Source organism: Modicisalibacter xianhensis, assembly GCF_900113605.1.
Classification (GTDB): Bacteria; Pseudomonadota; Gammaproteobacteria; order Pseudomonadales; family Halomonadaceae; genus Modicisalibacter; species Modicisalibacter xianhensis.
The window spans coordinates 168,212-184,458 of record NZ_FOPY01000002.1 but is presented as its reverse complement, the minus strand read 5'-3'; the positions used below and the strand labels follow the sequence as shown (position 1 = coordinate 184,458).

Annotated in this window: 13 protein-coding genes and 1 tRNA gene; 12 read left to right on the top strand and 2 right to left on the bottom strand. The window is 59.6% G+C overall.

Annotated elements, in window-relative coordinates; genetic code table 11:
- Positions 1-80: 80 nt before the first annotated feature.
- Both tgt and queA read right to left on the bottom strand, forming a co-directional pair.
- Entirely contained in the window at positions 81-1,199 is a 1,119-nt protein-coding gene (gene tgt, locus BM194_RS02710) for a tRNA guanosine(34) transglycosylase Tgt (RefSeq protein ID WP_092843384.1), read from the bottom strand.
- A gap of 32 nt (positions 1,200-1,231) precedes the next feature.
- Positions 1,232-2,278 (bottom strand): tRNA preQ1(34) S-adenosylmethionine ribosyltransferase-isomerase QueA, encoded by a 1,047-nt coding sequence (gene queA / locus BM194_RS02705; protein WP_092843382.1) that lies wholly within the window; start codon positions 2,276-2,278, stop codon positions 1,232-1,234.
- A gap of 150 nt (positions 2,279-2,428) precedes the next feature.
- On the opposite strand from queA, the gene BM194_RS02700 reads away from it, so the two are divergent.
- The 12 genes from BM194_RS02700 to BM194_RS02640 all read left to right on the top strand — a co-directional run bounded on the left by BM194_RS02700 (position 2,429) and on the right by BM194_RS02640 (position 16,232).
- Positions 2,429-2,515, top strand: a tRNA-Leu gene (locus BM194_RS02700).
- 1,351 nt (positions 2,516-3,866) lie between these two features.
- Positions 3,867-4,805 (top strand): sugar ABC transporter substrate-binding protein, encoded by a 939-nt coding sequence (locus tag BM194_RS02690; RefSeq protein WP_092843380.1) that lies wholly within the window; start codon positions 3,867-3,869, stop codon positions 4,803-4,805.
- 241 nt (positions 4,806-5,046) lie between these two features.
- The gene (locus BM194_RS02685) at positions 5,047-6,057 is read left to right on the top strand and encodes an ABC transporter permease (RefSeq protein ID WP_092843378.1); all 1,011 of its coding nucleotides are present in this window, start codon (positions 5,047-5,049) and stop codon (positions 6,055-6,057) included.
- Positions 6,058-6,071: 14 nt separating this feature from the next.
- Positions 6,072-7,031 carry an ABC transporter permease gene (locus tag BM194_RS02680; protein WP_092843705.1) on the top strand — a complete coding sequence of 320 codons (960 nt, stop codon included), beginning with the start codon at positions 6,072-6,074 and terminating at the stop codon, positions 7,029-7,031.
- Positions 7,028-8,602, top strand: coding sequence for a sugar ABC transporter ATP-binding protein (locus BM194_RS02675; RefSeq protein ID WP_092843376.1), 1,575 nt, complete (start codon positions 7,028-7,030; stop codon positions 8,600-8,602). The genes BM194_RS02680 and BM194_RS02675 overlap by 4 nt, the downstream gene beginning before the upstream one ends.
- 46 nt (positions 8,603-8,648) lie before the next feature.
- Complete coding sequence (locus BM194_RS02670; RefSeq protein ID WP_092843374.1) at positions 8,649-9,728, top strand: maleylacetate reductase; 1,080 nt, start codon at positions 8,649-8,651, stop codon at positions 9,726-9,728.
- On the top strand, positions 9,725-11,092 hold the full coding sequence (locus BM194_RS02665; protein WP_092843372.1) for an amidohydrolase family protein: 1,368 nt from the start codon (positions 9,725-9,727) through the stop codon (positions 11,090-11,092). Before BM194_RS02670 ends, BM194_RS02665 begins: the two co-directional genes overlap by 4 nt.
- A complete protein-coding gene (locus BM194_RS02660; RefSeq protein WP_092843370.1) occupies positions 11,089-11,994 on the top strand; it encodes an NAD(P)-dependent oxidoreductase in 906 nt (301 codons plus the stop codon). The genes BM194_RS02665 and BM194_RS02660 overlap by 4 nt, the downstream gene beginning before the upstream one ends.
- A 4-nt stretch (positions 11,995-11,998) precedes the next feature.
- Positions 11,999-12,862: an intradiol ring-cleavage dioxygenase gene (locus BM194_RS02655; RefSeq protein ID WP_092843368.1), complete on the top strand. Its 864-nt coding sequence runs from the start codon at positions 11,999-12,001 to the stop codon at positions 12,860-12,862.
- A 55-nt stretch (positions 12,863-12,917) separates the two neighbouring features.
- A complete protein-coding gene (locus BM194_RS02650; protein ID WP_092843365.1) occupies positions 12,918-13,508 on the top strand; it encodes a malonic semialdehyde reductase in 591 nt (196 codons plus the stop codon).
- 129 nt (positions 13,509-13,637) lie between these two features.
- Positions 13,638-14,375 (top strand): sulfite exporter TauE/SafE family protein, encoded by a 738-nt coding sequence (locus tag BM194_RS02645; protein ID WP_092843363.1) that lies wholly within the window; start codon positions 13,638-13,640, stop codon positions 14,373-14,375.
- A gap of 84 nt (positions 14,376-14,459) precedes the next feature.
- Positions 14,460-16,232, top strand: a complete 1,773-nt coding sequence (locus BM194_RS02640) for an ABC transporter substrate-binding protein (RefSeq protein ID WP_092843361.1) — start codon at positions 14,460-14,462, stop codon at positions 16,230-16,232.
- Positions 16,233-16,247: the final 15 nt, after the last annotated feature.

The following is a 16,247-nucleotide window of genomic DNA, read 5'->3' as shown; positions in this document are numbered from 1 at the left end:
GTCTCCCGGACAAGTGAAGAAAGTTGCAGAGCATGGCCGGACGCCAGTCGTCCGGCCGGGAATCGGGTCATCCTGACCGTTCAGCGGGGCTCGTCGGGTACCGGCAAGCCGCGTTGCGCATAGAACGTTTCCACGAAGTTCGCCAATGTACCCGCTTCGATAGCACCGCGCAAACCAGCCATGACGCGCTGGTAGTAACGCAAGTTGTGGATCGTGTTGAGCATCGAGCCGAGCATTTCGCCACAGCGATCGAGATGATGCAGGTAGCTGCGCGAGAAGTGCTGGCAGGTGTAGCAGTCGCAGCCTGCCTCGAGCGGCCGGGTGTCGTGACGGTGCTTGGCGTTACGGATCTTGACCGTGCCCTCGGCGGTAAACAGGTGGCCATTACGGGCGTTGCGGGTCGGCATCACGCAATCGAACATGTCGACGCCGCGGCGTACACCCTCGACCAGATCCTCGGGCTTGCCGACACCCATCAGGTAGCGCGGCTTGTTCTCGGGCATCCAGGTCGGCAGGTAGTCGAGCACCTTGATCATCTCTTCCTTGGGCTCGCCCACCGACAGGCCGCCAATGGCCAGGCCATCGAAGCCGATCTCCTGCAGACCTTCCAGCGAGCGCTTGCGCAGCTCGGGGTACATGCCGCCCTGAATGATGCCGAACAGCGCCGAGGGCGAATCGCCATGGGCGATACGCGAGCGCTTGGCCCAGCGCAGAGATAGCTCCATCGACTTGCGCGCCTCGTCCTCGGTGGCCGGGTAGGGCGTACATTCGTCGAAGATCATTACGATATCGGAGCCCAGCGAGCGCTGTACGGCCATCGATTCCTCGGGGCCCATGAATATCTTGGCACCGTCGACCGGCGAGCGGAAATGCACGCCCTCCTCGGTGATCTTGCGCATGGCGCCCAGCGAAAAGACCTGGAAGCCGCCAGAGTCGGTGAGGATCGGCTTGTCCCACTGGGCGAAGTCGTGCAGGTCGCCGTGAGCCTCGATCACTTCCGTGCCGGGACGCAGCCACAGATGGAAGGTATTGCCGAGGATGATCTCGGCGCCGATCTCCTTGACGCTCTGCGGGGTCATGCCCTTGACGGTGCCGTAGGTGCCCACCGGCATGAACGCGGGGGTTTCCACCGTGCCGCGGGGAAAGGTCAGCCGGCCGCGACGGGCACGCCCGTCACTGGCCAGGCGCTCGAACTTCATGAAGCATTCGTTACGCATCGGGGTCTCGAAAATCAGGAAAGCGTGGGCGTGCGGGTCAGGAACATGGCATCGCCATAGCTGAAGAAGCGGTAGCGCTCGTCAACGGCTTCGCGATAGGCACGCATTACCGTGTCATAGCCGGCAAATGACGACACCAGCATCATCAGAGTCGATTCCGGCAGGTGAAAGTTGGTAATCAGGGCATCGACACAGCGCCATTGGTAGCCGGGATAGATGAAGATATCGGTCTCGCCGCGGAACGGGGCGATCGTGCCGTCGTCACTCTTGAGGCAGGCGCTCTCCAGGCAGCGAACGCTGGTGGTGCCCACCGCGACGATCCGGTTGCCGCGTGCGCGGGCGGCGCGCACCTGCTCGGTGACGGTCTCGTCGACCTCGATCCACTCGCTGTGCATGTGATGCTCGCGAATGTCGTCGACGCGTACCGGCTGGAAGGTGCCGGCACCGACATGCAGCGTGACGAAGGCCGTTTCGATGCCGCGCTCGCGCATGGCATCCATCAGCGGTTCATCGAAGTGCAAGCCGGCGGTGGGAGCGGCCACGGCGCCGTCGCGACGGGCATAGACGGTCTGGTAGCGATCGCGGTCGGCCAGTTCGTCCTCACGGGTAATATACGGCGGCAGAGGCATATGGCCATGGCGCTCGAGCAGTTCGATCAGTGGCGTCTCGCCGAGAAAGCGCAGCTCGAAAAGTGCGTCCCGTCGGCCTTCGACAACGGCACGCACGTCACCTTCGAAGATCAGCTCGGTACCCGGCTTGGGCGACTTGCTGGCACGAAGGTGGGCCAGGCCGCGATGCGCATCCAGCGGCCGCTCGAGCAGCATTTCCACTCGGCCACCGCTGGCTTTCTGGCCGTGGAGCCGTGCAGGGATAACCCGCGTATCGTTGAATACCACCAGATCGCCGGGCGCGAGCAGGTCGAGCAGGTCGGGAAAGCGGCGATGTGCGAGTTCGCCACTGGTGCCGTCCACGCATAGCAGGCGGCAGTCGCTGCGCTGTTCGCTGGGGTAGCGGGCAATCAGCTCGTCGGGAAGATCGTAATGGAAATCGGCACGCTGCATGAATGATGAAGGCCAGGACGGTGAACGTTGCATCGATGGTCCGGCACCAGGCTGGACCGTTTGGACAGGGCGCCCATGATAGCCGAGCAGGGCGATGAAGTCAGTCCGCCATTGACGCCATGATTTAGCTCCGTATAATGCGATTCCGCTGCCGGTGTGGCGGAATTGGTAGACGCAGCGGATTCAAAATCCGCCGCTAGCGATAGCGTGTCGGTTCGAGTCCGACCACCGGCACCATTTCCAAATCAGTAAGTTAGCGTCATCCTTCCCTTCCTTTGTATCTAGCCTTTTCCACTCGTCTGTCTGCAAAGTGGCTACGCACTTTCGGCGCTTATTTGATGGCCTCCACCAAGTGATCCGGCGTTAGGTGTGCATAGAGCATCGTCCTCTGAATCGTTTGATACCCAGAATCTTTTGCAGCGTTAACACGTCACCGCCGTTCATCATGAAGTGACTGGCGAACGCGTGGCGTAGTAGTTGTGCCGCAAATCATGAAAATGCAGGTTGGGCCAGCTTATATCGTGCCTCGCATTTCCAGAATAGGCCGCAGCTTGGCGTAGGACGTACCGAACGACAGTTCCGTTAAAGAATTGCACTTCTAGCCTCTTGGCTGCAGGTTCGATTCCTGCTGGGCCCGCCACTCCAGTGCAGCATCAGTTTATAGGCGAGTACTACAGCCATCCTATGCCAGGTAAGGCGGCAGGAAATAGGTGCAATAGAGCCGGTTTTCTCCACCCTGCAGATCAATGCTTAAGCCGGCCGACCGGCAAGTACTACTTACAACGTGTGGCTGCAGCGGGTGGCGGCCGGGCCAACGAGTGATGCTGGCCGACTATAATGCGGCTACTGGTCACACACGTGGCGTAAGCCCGTTGAGACTTAGCAGGTGCAACCAAGGACAAGACTGGCAAGACCGACAGGGCACTCAGATCCGTTGAGTTCTAGGCGCAGATAAAAGCAGCCAAGGCCCTCGACCCGAAGCGTGCCTGGTATTTTAATCAGAAGAGCCGCCAGCTGATTACTCAACTACGCATCTGGCTCGACAAGCCTCTGAACCAAGTGCTGCCGAAGAGCGCGCTGGGCTAGGCACCACTAACTGATTATCCAGTGGAGCCATCTGGCGCGGTACTTCGGTGAGGGTCTGATCCTCCTGGCCAATACCCTCGGCCGAGAACACTCCCCCTTCGTCGCGGCTGTAAGAGCTGGCTATTCAGCCAAGCATCCAGCGGTGCCCAGGCAAGTGTGGCTATCTACAGCCTGATCGAGACGGCCAACGCCTATAGGGCTCTCTCGCCTTATACCTTCAGTTCGTCTTTGGGATGTGGTCGATCCGCAGCTAGGTTGCCGACTTCGACTTACTGTTGTCATGGCTCTGGAAGGACATCCTGCCACTCTGATCCTAGTTGCAGGCCAGACAGATGAGGTTCGTGGACCGCAGGGAGGAAACGGAGAAGGAAATAACCAAACTGGTCATTTCTCACACGCTGTTACGTTGTTGGAGGCCAAAGCCCGACAGTAAGCTTCAATGCACACGATGAGCCCCCAGAGGCGAATCATTCAAATCAATTACAATAAAGCAGGTGTTAATATGATCTACAAAACAGCGCTAGCCACCGGTGTCATGATTTTCTCCGCAGGCCTCGCCCAGGCCGAGGAGTCCTATCGGATCGGCATCACTCAGAACAACGTCGGTGTCGATAGCTACCAGACGACCTACGAGAGTGCTTTCGAGCAGGCAGCCGCAAAGCATGGCAATGTCGATGTCATCGTGCTTGATGCCGGTGGAGATGTCGCTCGCCAGATCGGCCAGATGCGAAACCTCATCCAGCAACGTGTCGATGCCATCATTATCTGGCCGACCAACGGACAGGCTGTGATTCCCGCCATCCGGCAGGCCCATAATGCCGGTATACCTGTCGTGGTAACCAACTCCAAGATCGCCGAGGCGGGCCTTGACTACATTGCGGCCTTCTCGGGCCCCGATAATGTCCAGCAGGGAGCCTCTTCTGCCGAGATGATGTGCGAAGCCCTCAACGGTGAGGGACAAATCGTGCAGATCGCTGGGCAGCCGGGATATACCACCGCCATGGAGCGCTCCCAAGGCTTCGAGGAGAAACTGGCCGAAGCGTGCCCCGGAGTCAAGCTCTTGGAGACCCAGCCCGCCGACTGGAACCGTGAGAAGGCCCAGCGGGTCATGGAAAATTTCCTCACCAAATACGATGACATCGACGGCGTCTATGCTGGGGATGACAACATGGGAGTCGGTGCCCTGAACGCCGCCAAGAGCGCCGGCCGTGCCGATGAGATCGTGTTCATCGGCGCCACTAATTTCGCCGTGGGTTACGAGGCCATCGAGCGTGGTGAATACTACGGCTCCATCTACCAGTCCCCTGTCGATGATGCGGAAGCGGCTCTCCAAACCGCACTCGATGTCTTGGCAGGTGAAGAGGTGCCGAAGATGAACTTCTTCGAGACACCAAAGATCACCGCCAACAACCTGACCGAGTTCGACAAACCCGTTTTCTAAGCATCGGGGGGCTGGGACTTTCAAGGGGCCTGGTCTTCTCTAGTATCCCCGGGTCCATGGTTCCGGAGAGTTCGCCCAAGACTCTTTCTGAACATCAGGACCGACACTCTGTTCCGTCCGCCATGACAAATGGCCAAGAATTTCTCGGATCGACGGCATGCTCCCGGGCATGCCGACGGGGCGTCGACTGCAACGGAAGCATCCCGGACTTCAGCCAGAAACGCCAATAAAGGTGAGTATCATGGCTTCTATAGAACAAGGTAAACAAGCCATCTTATTAAATAAGAAGTATAAGGAAGGCCTTCTGAATTTTCTTTCCGCTCAGGGCATCCTTGTCTTCTTTCTTATCTGCATGTTTGCTTTTTCACTATTCTCCGAACAGTTTCTATCCCAGTCAAATATCATGACTGTGGTCCGACAGGCCTCGATTATCGGCATTATTGCCGTAGGGGTAACGATAGTAATTATCGGCGGTAATCTAGATCTCTCCGTCGGGTCGATGCTCTCCTTCTCGACGGTGTTAGTAGTCGATTTGCATGACAAGATAGGGCCGGCCGGGGCCATCGTTCTGATGTTCGTTCTGACGCTGATGATCGGGGCAGTCAACGGATTACTGATCGGCTTCATGCGGCTGAATTCTCTAATCGTTACCTTGGCGATGCTATCGGCAGTCCAAGGACTGGTGCTGATTTATAGTGGCGGAAAAAATGTCGATATCGCCAACCAGAGCGACACCTGGTTCGCCATCTTCGGGCGAGGCTATGTGTTGGGTATCGCAGTTCCGGTAATCCTTTTTGCTGTTCTGGCAATCATCGTGCAGGTCGGCATGTCTTACACCAGCTATGGTCGGCGCATCTTCGCCGTCGGTGGTAACCCGGCCGCGGCCGTGTATTCTGGCATCCGAAGGAACTGGTGCGTATTCAGTACTTACCTGATCTCAGCCTTCTGCGTGGCCTGTGCTGCACTGGTGCTGGGCTCGCGGGTCATGGGGTCCCAGAATAACGTCGGGCAGGGCTACGAGTTGCTGGTGCTGGCCGGGATCATTCTCGGAGGAACCAGCTTGTTAGGTGGGGCAGGGAGCGTCTGGAAGACGATCATTGGGGTCTTAATTCTAGGGTTCATCCAGAACGGGTTGCTGCTGTTGGGGTATCCCTATTACACCCAGTGGCTTGTCACTTGGGTAATTATCATCCTGGCGGTGTGGCTGGACCTTGCCAACAAGCGCAAGCGTCTTTTTACGACTCACTCCTGAACCTGGTGATGAACATGATTAACATGAAGGATTTTCTAAAAGGCAGTGGATTTATCCAGCCGATCTGGGTATTTGTCATCGTCATTACCGTCTTCTTTAGCTTCATGTCTGAGTATTTTCTCTCGATAGGTAACCTGGGCAATATCCTAGTCCAGACTTCGACTATCGGGCTGATTGCCCTAGGTATGACTTTCGTCATGATCAACGGCAATATTGATCTCTCGGTGGGTGCTGTCCTGGGGCTGGCGGCATCGTTATCGGTCGGCCTCCAAGACTATGGAATTACCATTGCGGTCATAGCCGCCCTAGCATCGGGCCTTGTGTTGGGGGCCATCAACGGTTTGATCGTCTGGAAGACAGGCGTCAACGCCTTTATCGTGACTCTAGGGGCCATGATTGGTGTCCGCGGTCTCATCTTCGTCTACACCGAAGAGCAGTCCTTTTATGCCACCAACTTCGCCTTCTCCGACTTCGGGGCCGCATCGATCGGGCCGTTTCCCGTGCTCGCCCTTATTTTTCTCGTCTGCACCCTAGTGATGCATCTGGTGCTGAAGAAGACCGGTCACGGTCGCAATACCTTCGCCGTGGGCGGCAACCCCGAGGCTGCCCTGGATGCAGGTATCCGCATCGGTCGTCACATGATGATCAACTTCATCATTGTGGGGTTCTTCGCCGCCCTTGCCGGTGTGCTTCTGGCGACCCAGATGGGTGCCGCCACGCCGAACCTGGGCCGTGACTATGAGCTCTGGACCATCACTGCCGTGGTACTCGGTGGCACCAAGCTGACAGGTGGATTCGGCAGCATCACCGGCACCCTGGGCGGCGTGCTTGCCATCGGCATCCTGCGCAACGGCATGAATTTGATGCAGGTGCCGGCCTTCTACGTGCTGGTCATTCTCGGTCTCATCCTGATCTCGGTGTTGATCATCGACCAACGGCTCAATGTCCATGCCAGCAAGGGAGTCAGCATATGAGCACTACAGCTATTAGTCGCAATCCCCGTCACAGTGCGGATTCCCCGAGCCCCGTACTGTCGTTGATCAACATCACTAAGAAGTTTCCAGGTGTCATAGCCCTGAACAAGGTCAGCTTCGACGTCAGGGCAGGCGAGGTCCATGCCTTGCTGGGCGAGAACGGCGCCGGCAAGTCCACACTAATGAAGGTGCTGGCCGGCAAGCATCAGCCCAACGGGGGCCAGATCTTTCTCGCGGGAGAGAAGAAGTTTTTCGAAAACCCCAAGCAGGCCAAGAAGAGCGGCATCGTGTTGATCCACCAGGAGCAGTCGCTGGTTCCCGAAATGTCGGTGGCGGAGAACATCTTCCTGGGCAGCCTGCCCCTGAAATGGGGTAACCGTGTCGACTGGAAGAAGCTGCATGCAGACAGCACTGAAATACTCAAGCGCCTCAAGTGCACCTTTAGTTCCCGCGACATGGTCAGCAATCTCTCCATCGCCAAGAAGCAAATGGTGGAGATCGCCCGAGCCTTGGTCTTCACGCCGCGGATCGTGGTCTTCGACGAGCCGACGGCATCACTGACCGACCATGAGAAGCCGGTGCTCTACGACATCATTCGGAACCTGCAGAAGCAGGGGGTGGGCATCGTCTACATCTCGCACCGAATGGATGAGATCTTCCATCTCTCCCAGCGCATCTCGGTTCTGCGTGACGGCGAGTACAACGGGACCCTGAATACAGCTGACACCAGCGAGGATGAAGTCACCAAGTTGATGATCGGCAGAACCCTCAAGCTCGATCACGCCAGCAAGCCTCGTGAATTCAAGGAGAACATGCTCGAGTTGCGTAGCCTCACGGTCAAGGGGGTTTTCGAGGATATCAGCTTCAACGTACGCAAGGGCGAGATCGTTGGCATGTACGGTCTGGTCGGCGCAGGCCGCTCCGAGGTCGCCGAGACGATCTTCGGGCTGCGTCAGCCATCGGCCGGCGAGATCCTTCTCGACGGCAAGGTCGAGTCGATCCGCTCCACCCACGATGCGGTGGCCAGGGGCATTGCTCTGGTACCGGAGGATCGCAAGGACAAGGGCCTGATCCTCGGCATGAACTGTCGAGACAACATGACCCTTTCGGCACTTGGCAGTGTCTCTTCCATGGGTTTCATGAAGACTAGTGAAGAGAAGGTCGTCTATGACAAGTACCAGCGGGCAATGAAGATCAAGACACCCAGCTGGCGCCAGAAAGTCGGCAACCTCAGTGGTGGCAACCAGCAGAAGATCGTCATCGGCAAGTGGCTGCATACCCATCCCAAGCTGTTGATTCTGGATGAGCCGACCCGCGGCATCGACGTAGGCTCCAAGGCCGAGATTCATGGGCTGATCAAGGAGTTGGCCCGGTCGGGCTATGCGGTGCTGGTGATTTCCTCGGAAATGCCCGAAGTGCTGGGTGTCAGCAACCGCATCATCGCGATGTATGAGGGGCGAGTGACGGCGGAATTCGACGGCGATGCAGTATCCGAGGACAAGCTGGTTCAGGCCATCACCGGACAGTACGTCACGGAAACCAGCGGGCCTGCCCACTCGGCCTCGGCTTGATGTGGCCATGCGACCCAGCTTCCCAGGTAATCACGAGGAAACCATCATGAAGCCCTTCATTTATAATGGCTTGCCGTCACGCGCTATCTTCGGACAAGGAACCCTGTCCCGAATCGCCGAGGAGGTCCGTGAGCTAGGCTGCCACCGTGCAGTCGTCCTGGCAACGCCCGAGCAGGCAGGCCAGGCTCGCGAGGTACTCGCCAAACTGGGCGAGCTCGGGGCCGGCGTCTTCGCCGAAGCCAGGATGCACACCCCGGTCGAGGTCACCGACGCGGCGATGCGCCATATCGAGGAATTCGATGCGGACTGCACCGTGGCGATCGGCGGCGGCTCCACCATTGGGCTCGGCAAGGCTATCGCTCTTCGTACCGGCCTGCCCCAAGTGGCGATCCCCACGACCTATGCCGGCTCTGAAATGACACCGATTCTCGGGGAAACTCGGGACGGCCTTAAAACGACCCAGCGCACCCTCAAGGTACTACCCGAGGTGGTGATCTATGACGTCGACCTGACGCTGGGTCTGCCGGTCGGCATGTCCGGCACCAGTGGCATCAATGCTATCGCCCATGCGGTGGAGGCGCTCTACGCCAAAGACCGCAACCCCGTGGTCTCGCTGATGGCGGAGGAGGGCATCGCCGCCCTGGCGCGTAGTCTGCCGGCGATCGCCAAGAATCCCTCGGACCAAGACGCTCGTTCGGATGCTCTCTATGGTGCCTGGCTGTGCGGTGCCTGCCTCGGCTCCGTGGGGATGTCGCTGCATCATAAGCTCTGCCACACCCTGGGCGGCTCCTTCGACCTACCTCATGCCGAGACCCACACCATCGTGCTTCCCCACGCCGTGGCCTACAACACCGAGGCGGCCCCGGAGGCAATGGCACGTATCGCCCGGGCGTTGGGCTCGAGCGATGCAGCCGGTGGGCTCTATGACCTGGCGCGCGCCGTGGGGGCGCCATTGGCCCTGGCCGACATTGGTATGCAGGAGAGCGATATCGACCGGGCGACCGAGATCGCCACGAGCAATCCCTACTGGAATCCACGCGAGATCGAGGCCGATGGCATCCACCGTCTCTTGTGTGATGCCTTTGCCGGTCGTCGTCCAACGTCAAGGGAGGTTCTCGACGCATGAAGATCCTGCTGACCAATGCCATTGTGGTAACCATGGATCCCGAGACTGGTGATCTGGCCGACGGCCAGGTGCTGGTGGAAGACGATCGTATCCTGCAAGTTGGCCAGGACCTGCCGTCTGAGGGGGCCGAAGTGGTCGATTGTCGGGGAGGCATCCTGATCCCCGGCCTGGTCAATGCCCATATGCATACCTGGCAGACGGCCCTGCGCGGCGTCGCCGCCAACTGGACGTTGCTAGAGTACTTCGGCCATGTGCATCGCGGGCTGGCGACCCTGTTCTCCCCAGATGACATCTACATCGCCACCCGTATGGGTGCGCTTAACCAGCTCAACTGCGGAACCACTACCCTGGGTGACTGGTGCCACAACAACCCCACGCCCGATCATACCGATGCGGCCATTCGCGGGCTCAAGGAGTCCGGTATTCGGGCGCTGTTTTTCCATGGTTCCCCCAAGCCGGACCCCAAGCCGGGGCAGCCGCACTTCAGCGAGATCCCCCATCCACGCAGCGAGGTCGAGCGACTGCTCGCCGGCTCGCTGAGCGACCGCGAGGGACGCGTGACCCTGGGGCTGGCGATCCTCGGGCCGCATTACTCCACCCTTGACGTCAGCCTGCACGATTTCGAACTGGCCAAGGAGTTCGGCCTGGTGGCCTCAATGCACCAAGGCGGCGGCGAGGCTGTCAGCCCCGGAGGCTGGGACGTGATCGAGGATCAGGGGCTACTGGGGCCGGATATCAACATCGTGCATGGGCAGAGCCTGGACGACAGCCAGTTGGCCCGCTTCTGCGCGAAGGGCGTGACCTTCTCCATCGCCCCCGAGAACGAGATGACCCAAGGTCACGGTTTCCCGATCACCGGCCACGTTCGCCGACACGGCGGTGTCGTCTCCCTGGGGGTGGATCTCGAATCGGTCATCTCCGGTGACATGTTCTGCGTCGCCCGCATGGCACTGGGCATGCAGCGCGCGCTTGATAACGATGCCTCGCGACGGGAGCAGGGCTCGATACCCGACACCTCGACCATCCGCACCCGCGAGGCGCTGCAGTGGATCACTGTCGACGGTGCCCGCGCCCTCGGGCTCGAGGACCGCATCGGCAGCCTGACGCCGGGCAAACAGGCCGACATCGTGCTGCTGGACAGCGGCCGTCTGAACATGCAGCCAGTCAATGACCCGGTATCGACCGTGGTCATGCAGGCGAGTCTCGCCAACGTCGACAGCGTCATGGTGGCGGGAGAATTCCACAAGCGACACGGCAAGCTGCTGGGAGGCGTCGAGGAGGGTATCAATCACTTGGCAGTCTCCGGTCACCGCATCAATGCCGAGCTTCAATCACGGCAAAAAAAAGAGGGGGCCTCTCAATGACCACCAATACCACCAAGGTAGCCTGGATTGGCCTTGGCAAGCTGGGTTTGCCCATGGCGACGCGGATCGCCGCAGCCGGCTACCCCGTGCAGGGATTCGACCTGAGCGCCGAGCGGATGGCGCTGGCCGAGCAGGCCGGCATCACCGCATACGAGGACCTGGCCTCTACTGTCGTGGACTGCCGCCTGGTCTTTGTCTCGGTTCCCGACGACAAAGCGTTGCTGGGCCTGACGCTTGAAACCGGACGCCTGCTGGCGAAGCTGGCGTCGGGAAGCGTGTTGATTGAGACCAGTACCGTCAGCATCGAGGCCTCCGCCAGGGTGGCAGCCGCCGCCGACGAGCGGGGCATTGCCTATCTGCGCAGCCCGGTGTCGGGCAACCCGGTCGCCGCCGAGTCCGGCACCCTGTCGGCTATGGTCTCCGGTCCGCGTGAGGCACTGGATGAGGCCTTGCCGGTGATGAATACCTTCACCAAGGCCCAGTACTGGCTCGGTGATAATGAACAGGCTCGCTACGCCAAGCTGGCCATCAACCTGATGATCGCGGTAAGCGCAGGGATGATGGGCGAGGCATTGGCGATGGCCCGCAAGGGCAACATCGGCTGGGAGGAAATGCTGGACCTCATGGCCGACAGTGCCGTGGGTTCGCCGATGGTCAAGTACAAGACCCAGCCGCTGAAGGACCGTGACTTCACCTCTACCTTCTCGGCCGCCCAGATGGCCAAGGACTTGGACCTGATCCTCGGCTGTGCCCACGGAGATGGTGTCGCCGTGCCCTTGGCTGCTCAGATGCGCGAGGCCTACAGCTCCCTGATCGGCACGGGACACGGTGGGGATGACTATATCGCCACGATCCACCACACCGAGCGCCTCTCCGGGCTGCCGACCTTAGAGAGGAAATAACCCCATGCGAAATCTCAATGCCGAGAACATCACGGACGCCGTGATTGAACAGTTCGCTGGCTGCAGTGACGAGCGCCTGAAGAGCGTGCTGAACAGGCTGGTGAGGCACTTGCACACTTTCATCCGTGAGGTGGAACTCACTGAACAGGAGTGGACCCAAGCCATCAATTTCCTGACCCGAACCGGCCAGATGTGCGATGACCAGCGTCAAGAGTTCATCCTGCTCTCCGATACCCTGGGTGTGACGATGCTGGTCGATGCCATCAATCATCAGACCTCAGACCCCATGGTGTCGGAAAGCACGGTGCTGGGACCCTTCTATGTGGCTGACCCGCCCGAGGCTGTCCAGGGCGAGTCGATCGACTGGAACGTCGAGGGCGAGCCCTTCTTTGTGGAGGGGCAGGTGCATGATGCGCGCGGCGAGCCGCTGGCCAATGTCATCGTCGATGTTTGGCAGTCGGACAGCGAAGGGTTCTATGACGTCCAGAAGGAACTCGAGAGCGCCTCGCTGCGGGCTCGTTTTATTACTGACGCCCAGGGGCGCTATGCCTTCTGGACAGTGACCCCCGCACCCTATCCGATCCCGACCGACGGTCCGGTCGGCAAGATGCTGGAGATCACCGGCCGGCATCCCTACCGGCCCGCCCACGTGCACTTCATGCTGAAGGCCGAGGGCTACGAGACCCTGGTAACCCAGGTCTTCGCCGAAGAAGATCCCTACCTCGACTCCGACGCAGTCTTCGGCGTCAAGGATTCCCTGGTCGCGGAGTATGTGCCGCTGCCGCCAGGACAGGCACCCGATGGGCGATCAATGGACGTACCCTTCCGCTATCTGAAATACGACTTTGGCCTGAAGGCAAGCCGTTAGTCGCATCGCAGGGCGAAGCCATCCCGAAAGAACCATCCAGCAAGAGGAGAGCGACATGACTGTCATCGATAACCATGCGGTTGAGACCCTGTTCACCGAGGCACGTACCCACAACGTGTGGACAGATCAGGAGGTCAGTGAGGAGAAGTTGCGCGAGCTGTATCACCTAATGCATTTCGGCCCGACCTCCATGAACTGCCAGCCCCTACGCGTATTATTTCTGAAAAGCCAGGAGGCCAAGGAGCGTCTCAAGCCAGCACTGCTCCCCGGCAACCAAGAGAAGACCATGAAGGCGCCCGTAGTGGCCGTGCTAGGCTACGACACTGAGTTCTACGAGCATCTGCCACGAATGTTTTCCCACAACAAGGATGCCAAGTCTCTGTTCGAGGGCAAGACCGACTTCATCAACACGACGGCATTCCGTAACAGCTCCATCCAAGGAGGCTATTTCATCCTGGCCGCGCGTGCGCTGGGGTTGAATGCCGGGCCAATGTCCGGTTTCAACAATGCCGCCGTGGATGAAGAGTTCTTCCCCGATGGCAAGGTGAAGAGTAACTTCCTATGTAACCTGGGCTACGGAGACGCCTCGGCGCTCTTCCCGCGCCAGGATCGCTTCACATTCGACGAGGTGTGCGACATCTTGTGATCCCTGCCTTCCGGGGCTCCCGGGCACTTTATAAAGAAGCGCATTCATGGGCAGTGATACCCTCCGCTTGGGCCGTGATCGCCATCGCCACGGCCTCTTTTTTTAGCCTGTAAGGAGGCAGGGGGCTGCATGGTGTACGACTGGCAGTTCATTGTGTTGATCATTATCGCCGTGCTGATTACCGGCATTTCGAAATCAGGCTTCGCCGGCGGCGTCGGGGTGGTAGCGGTACCGCTGATCTCATTGAAGGCCAGCCCGAACTTCGCCGTGGCCGTCATGCTGCCCCTGTTGATCGTGATGGATCTCTTCAGTCTCAAGGCCTGGTGGCGCCACCGGGTGGCGGCCGTACTATGGCTGATGTTCCCCCCCGCGGTGTTGGGGGTGTCGGTCGGCTACCTAACCTATGGCCGCTTCGATGAGGCCCTGCTCAAGGTCTTGCTGGGGGTGTTCTCGATCCTGTTCGCCCTCTGGGGGCTATTCAAGCCCTTCCGGGGTCGGGTAATGCCGACCTGGGTTGGTGGGCTGAGTGGCTGCATCGCCGGTTTCACTAGTTTCATCGCCCATGCGGGAGGACCACCGCTCAACTTTTATTTATTGCAGCGACGACTCACTAAGGAGCAGTTCCTTGCTACTGCAGTGGTCTTCTTGGCAGCCACCAATCTTGTCAAGCTGGTGCCCTACGGCATGCTTGGCTTGTTGAATGTTACGAATCTCACCATCGCGCTGCTACTGTTCCCGGTGGCCTGGCTGGGGGTGCGTCTGGGACTGGTCATACAGAAGCGGCTGAACGGAGAACTCTTCTTCCGGTTCATCCTGGGCTTGCTGATCCTGCTGGGCATACGCCTGATCGCTAGCGGATGGGGGTAGCTGGGGGCCGCCACATTTGCCGACAAGAGTCAGGCGGCGCTATCTTTGTGTATGAGAGTTTCTCTGCCCCGAGGTGAATATGAGATGAGCGAGATCCTCGACGAGAGCCACCCGGAGGGTCCCTACGACAGCCTGTCCCAGCCCCCAATGCCGAAGCTCTCCAACACGGAGCTCTCGCGCTTCATTGACTTCATCGAGCAGTTCGAGCAGGAGACCGAGCACTCGCTCTCCATGAGCCACGGTTACCGGGAGATGCGCATGATGATCCATCTCATGCGCAACCACCTGGCCGGCCGTCTGACGACGCCCACCTCCCTTGCGGATGCCTCCGGCCTCTCCTATGGCACCGCCAAGCGCGGCATAGAGAGCATTATCAAGCGTGGACTGATCCTCTCACGGCCCAGGACGAAATCGGGCAAGACGGTATCGCTGCACCCCTCGCCCAGAATGATCGCCGAGTGGGAAGCCTATGCGAATCGGATCAAGGGTCTTCTGGGCCCCCTGTTCGGCGTGAATCCCGCCTCGGAGACCGGCCGACGGATCTTCCTCGACGCGGCCGAGATGGCTCGAGTGATCTCGCCTCCGGCGGTGCTCTCGGCACGGCTCGAACTGAAGGGCGGGCTGCGTGGACTCATCCATGCCGACCCGACCTTCATGGCGATGCACAACCTGAAGCAACAGCTCGAATCCATCTTCGGCCTTGATATTCATAATTCCGCCCGATCGATAGACGAGCTGCTAGAGGAGATCATTCACAATGCCGGTCGCATCAAGTCGCGCTATGACCTGGTGGCCTGCGACCTCCCCTGGTTCGGCGAACTGGCGTCGAAAGGGATCCTGCAGCCTCTCGATCACTTCATCCGTCGCGATGCCTACGACCTCTCCGACTTCCATCCGGTGGCGATCCAGAGCACGCGATACGCTGGGCGACAGTATGGCATTCCCCTGCAGACCACGCCCGAGCTACTCTGTTACCGGAAGGATATTCTCGAGCAAGCGCAACTCGAGCCTCCGAAAACGACGGAGGAACTGATCAAGGCGGCCAGGCGCTTGCACGACCCCGCCAAGGGGCGCTACGGCATCGCCTGGAACGCTGCGCGAGGCACGCCGCTGGGCCATACTTTCAGTTTCCTGATGGCTAAGTTCGGTCAGCCGATCATCAACCTTCGCCGTTGCGAAGGCAGCTATGACTTCCAGCAGGCAGTCGGCGAGGAGCTGCGGCCAATGTTTCAATCAGATGCCGCCTACCGCGCCTGCGAGTACATGCTGGACATCCTGAAGTTCTCGCCCCCCAACATCCTCCATATGGCGTGGTACGAGCGTGCCCAGTCCTATGCCTCCGGCGAGGCCTGCATGGCCTACTGCTATACCTTGCTGGCCCCGCTCATCGAGTTCGATCGGCAGTCACCGGCTTGGGGGAATACCGGCTACCTGCCGCACCCGATCGGCAACCATGGCCGCATAATTACCCCTATCGGAGGCTATGCCCTGGCCATTCCGGCGAATCTCTCGGAGGAACGGACCGAGAATGTCTGGACGGCCCTTCGTCACCTGACCTCGGCCAGCATGTCCAAGCTCTACATTCTCAATGGCAGTCTGGTGACCCCGCGCTTCAGTGTCAGCCGGGACCCGGAGGTCTCAGCCCTGTCCCCTCTGATCGAGATTGTGGATGACATGGCGAGAAAGGACATCCTGCAGGTCTGGCCACGCCCCCCGGTACCGGGCATCACGGAGGTGATAAGCATTGCCGGGCACGAGATATTCGAGGTGCTGGACGGGCGCCGCTCCATCAAGAAAGCCCTGTCCATGGCACAGGACAGGGCCGATCGGGTGATGCGCGACAGGGGATATTACTGAGCCAGCCCCGAATTG

Bases quoted from the DNA above. Each gene is read 5' to 3' on its own strand.
- BM194_RS02670 (WP_092843374.1), top strand. From the start codon at position 8,649: ATGAAGCCCTTCATTTATAATGGCTTGCCGTCACGCGCTATCTTCGGA.
- tgt (WP_092843384.1), bottom strand. From the start codon at position 1,199: ATGAAGTTCGAGCGCCTGGCCAGTGACGGGCGTGCCCGTCGCGGCCGG.
- queA (WP_092843382.1), bottom strand. From the start codon at position 2,278: ATGCAGCGTGCCGATTTCCATTACGATCTTCCCGACGAGCTGATTGCC.
- BM194_RS02685 (WP_092843378.1), top strand. From the start codon at position 5,047: ATGGCTTCTATAGAACAAGGTAAACAAGCCATCTTATTAAATAAGAAG.
- BM194_RS02665 (WP_092843372.1), top strand. From the start codon at position 9,725: ATGAAGATCCTGCTGACCAATGCCATTGTGGTAACCATGGATCCCGAG.
- BM194_RS02640 (WP_092843361.1), top strand. From the start codon at position 14,460: ATGAGCGAGATCCTCGACGAGAGCCACCCGGAGGGTCCCTACGACAGC.
- BM194_RS02680 (WP_092843705.1), top strand. From the start codon at position 6,072: ATGATTAACATGAAGGATTTTCTAAAAGGCAGTGGATTTATCCAGCCG.
- BM194_RS02660 (WP_092843370.1), top strand. From the start codon at position 11,089: ATGACCACCAATACCACCAAGGTAGCCTGGATTGGCCTTGGCAAGCTG.
- BM194_RS02650 (WP_092843365.1), top strand. From the start codon at position 12,918: ATGACTGTCATCGATAACCATGCGGTTGAGACCCTGTTCACCGAGGCA.
- BM194_RS02690 (WP_092843380.1), top strand. From the start codon at position 3,867: ATGATCTACAAAACAGCGCTAGCCACCGGTGTCATGATTTTCTCCGCA.
- BM194_RS02645 (WP_092843363.1), top strand. From the start codon at position 13,638: ATGGTGTACGACTGGCAGTTCATTGTGTTGATCATTATCGCCGTGCTG.
- BM194_RS02675 (WP_092843376.1), top strand. From the start codon at position 7,028: ATGAGCACTACAGCTATTAGTCGCAATCCCCGTCACAGTGCGGATTCC.
- BM194_RS02655 (WP_092843368.1), top strand. From the start codon at position 11,999: ATGCGAAATCTCAATGCCGAGAACATCACGGACGCCGTGATTGAACAG.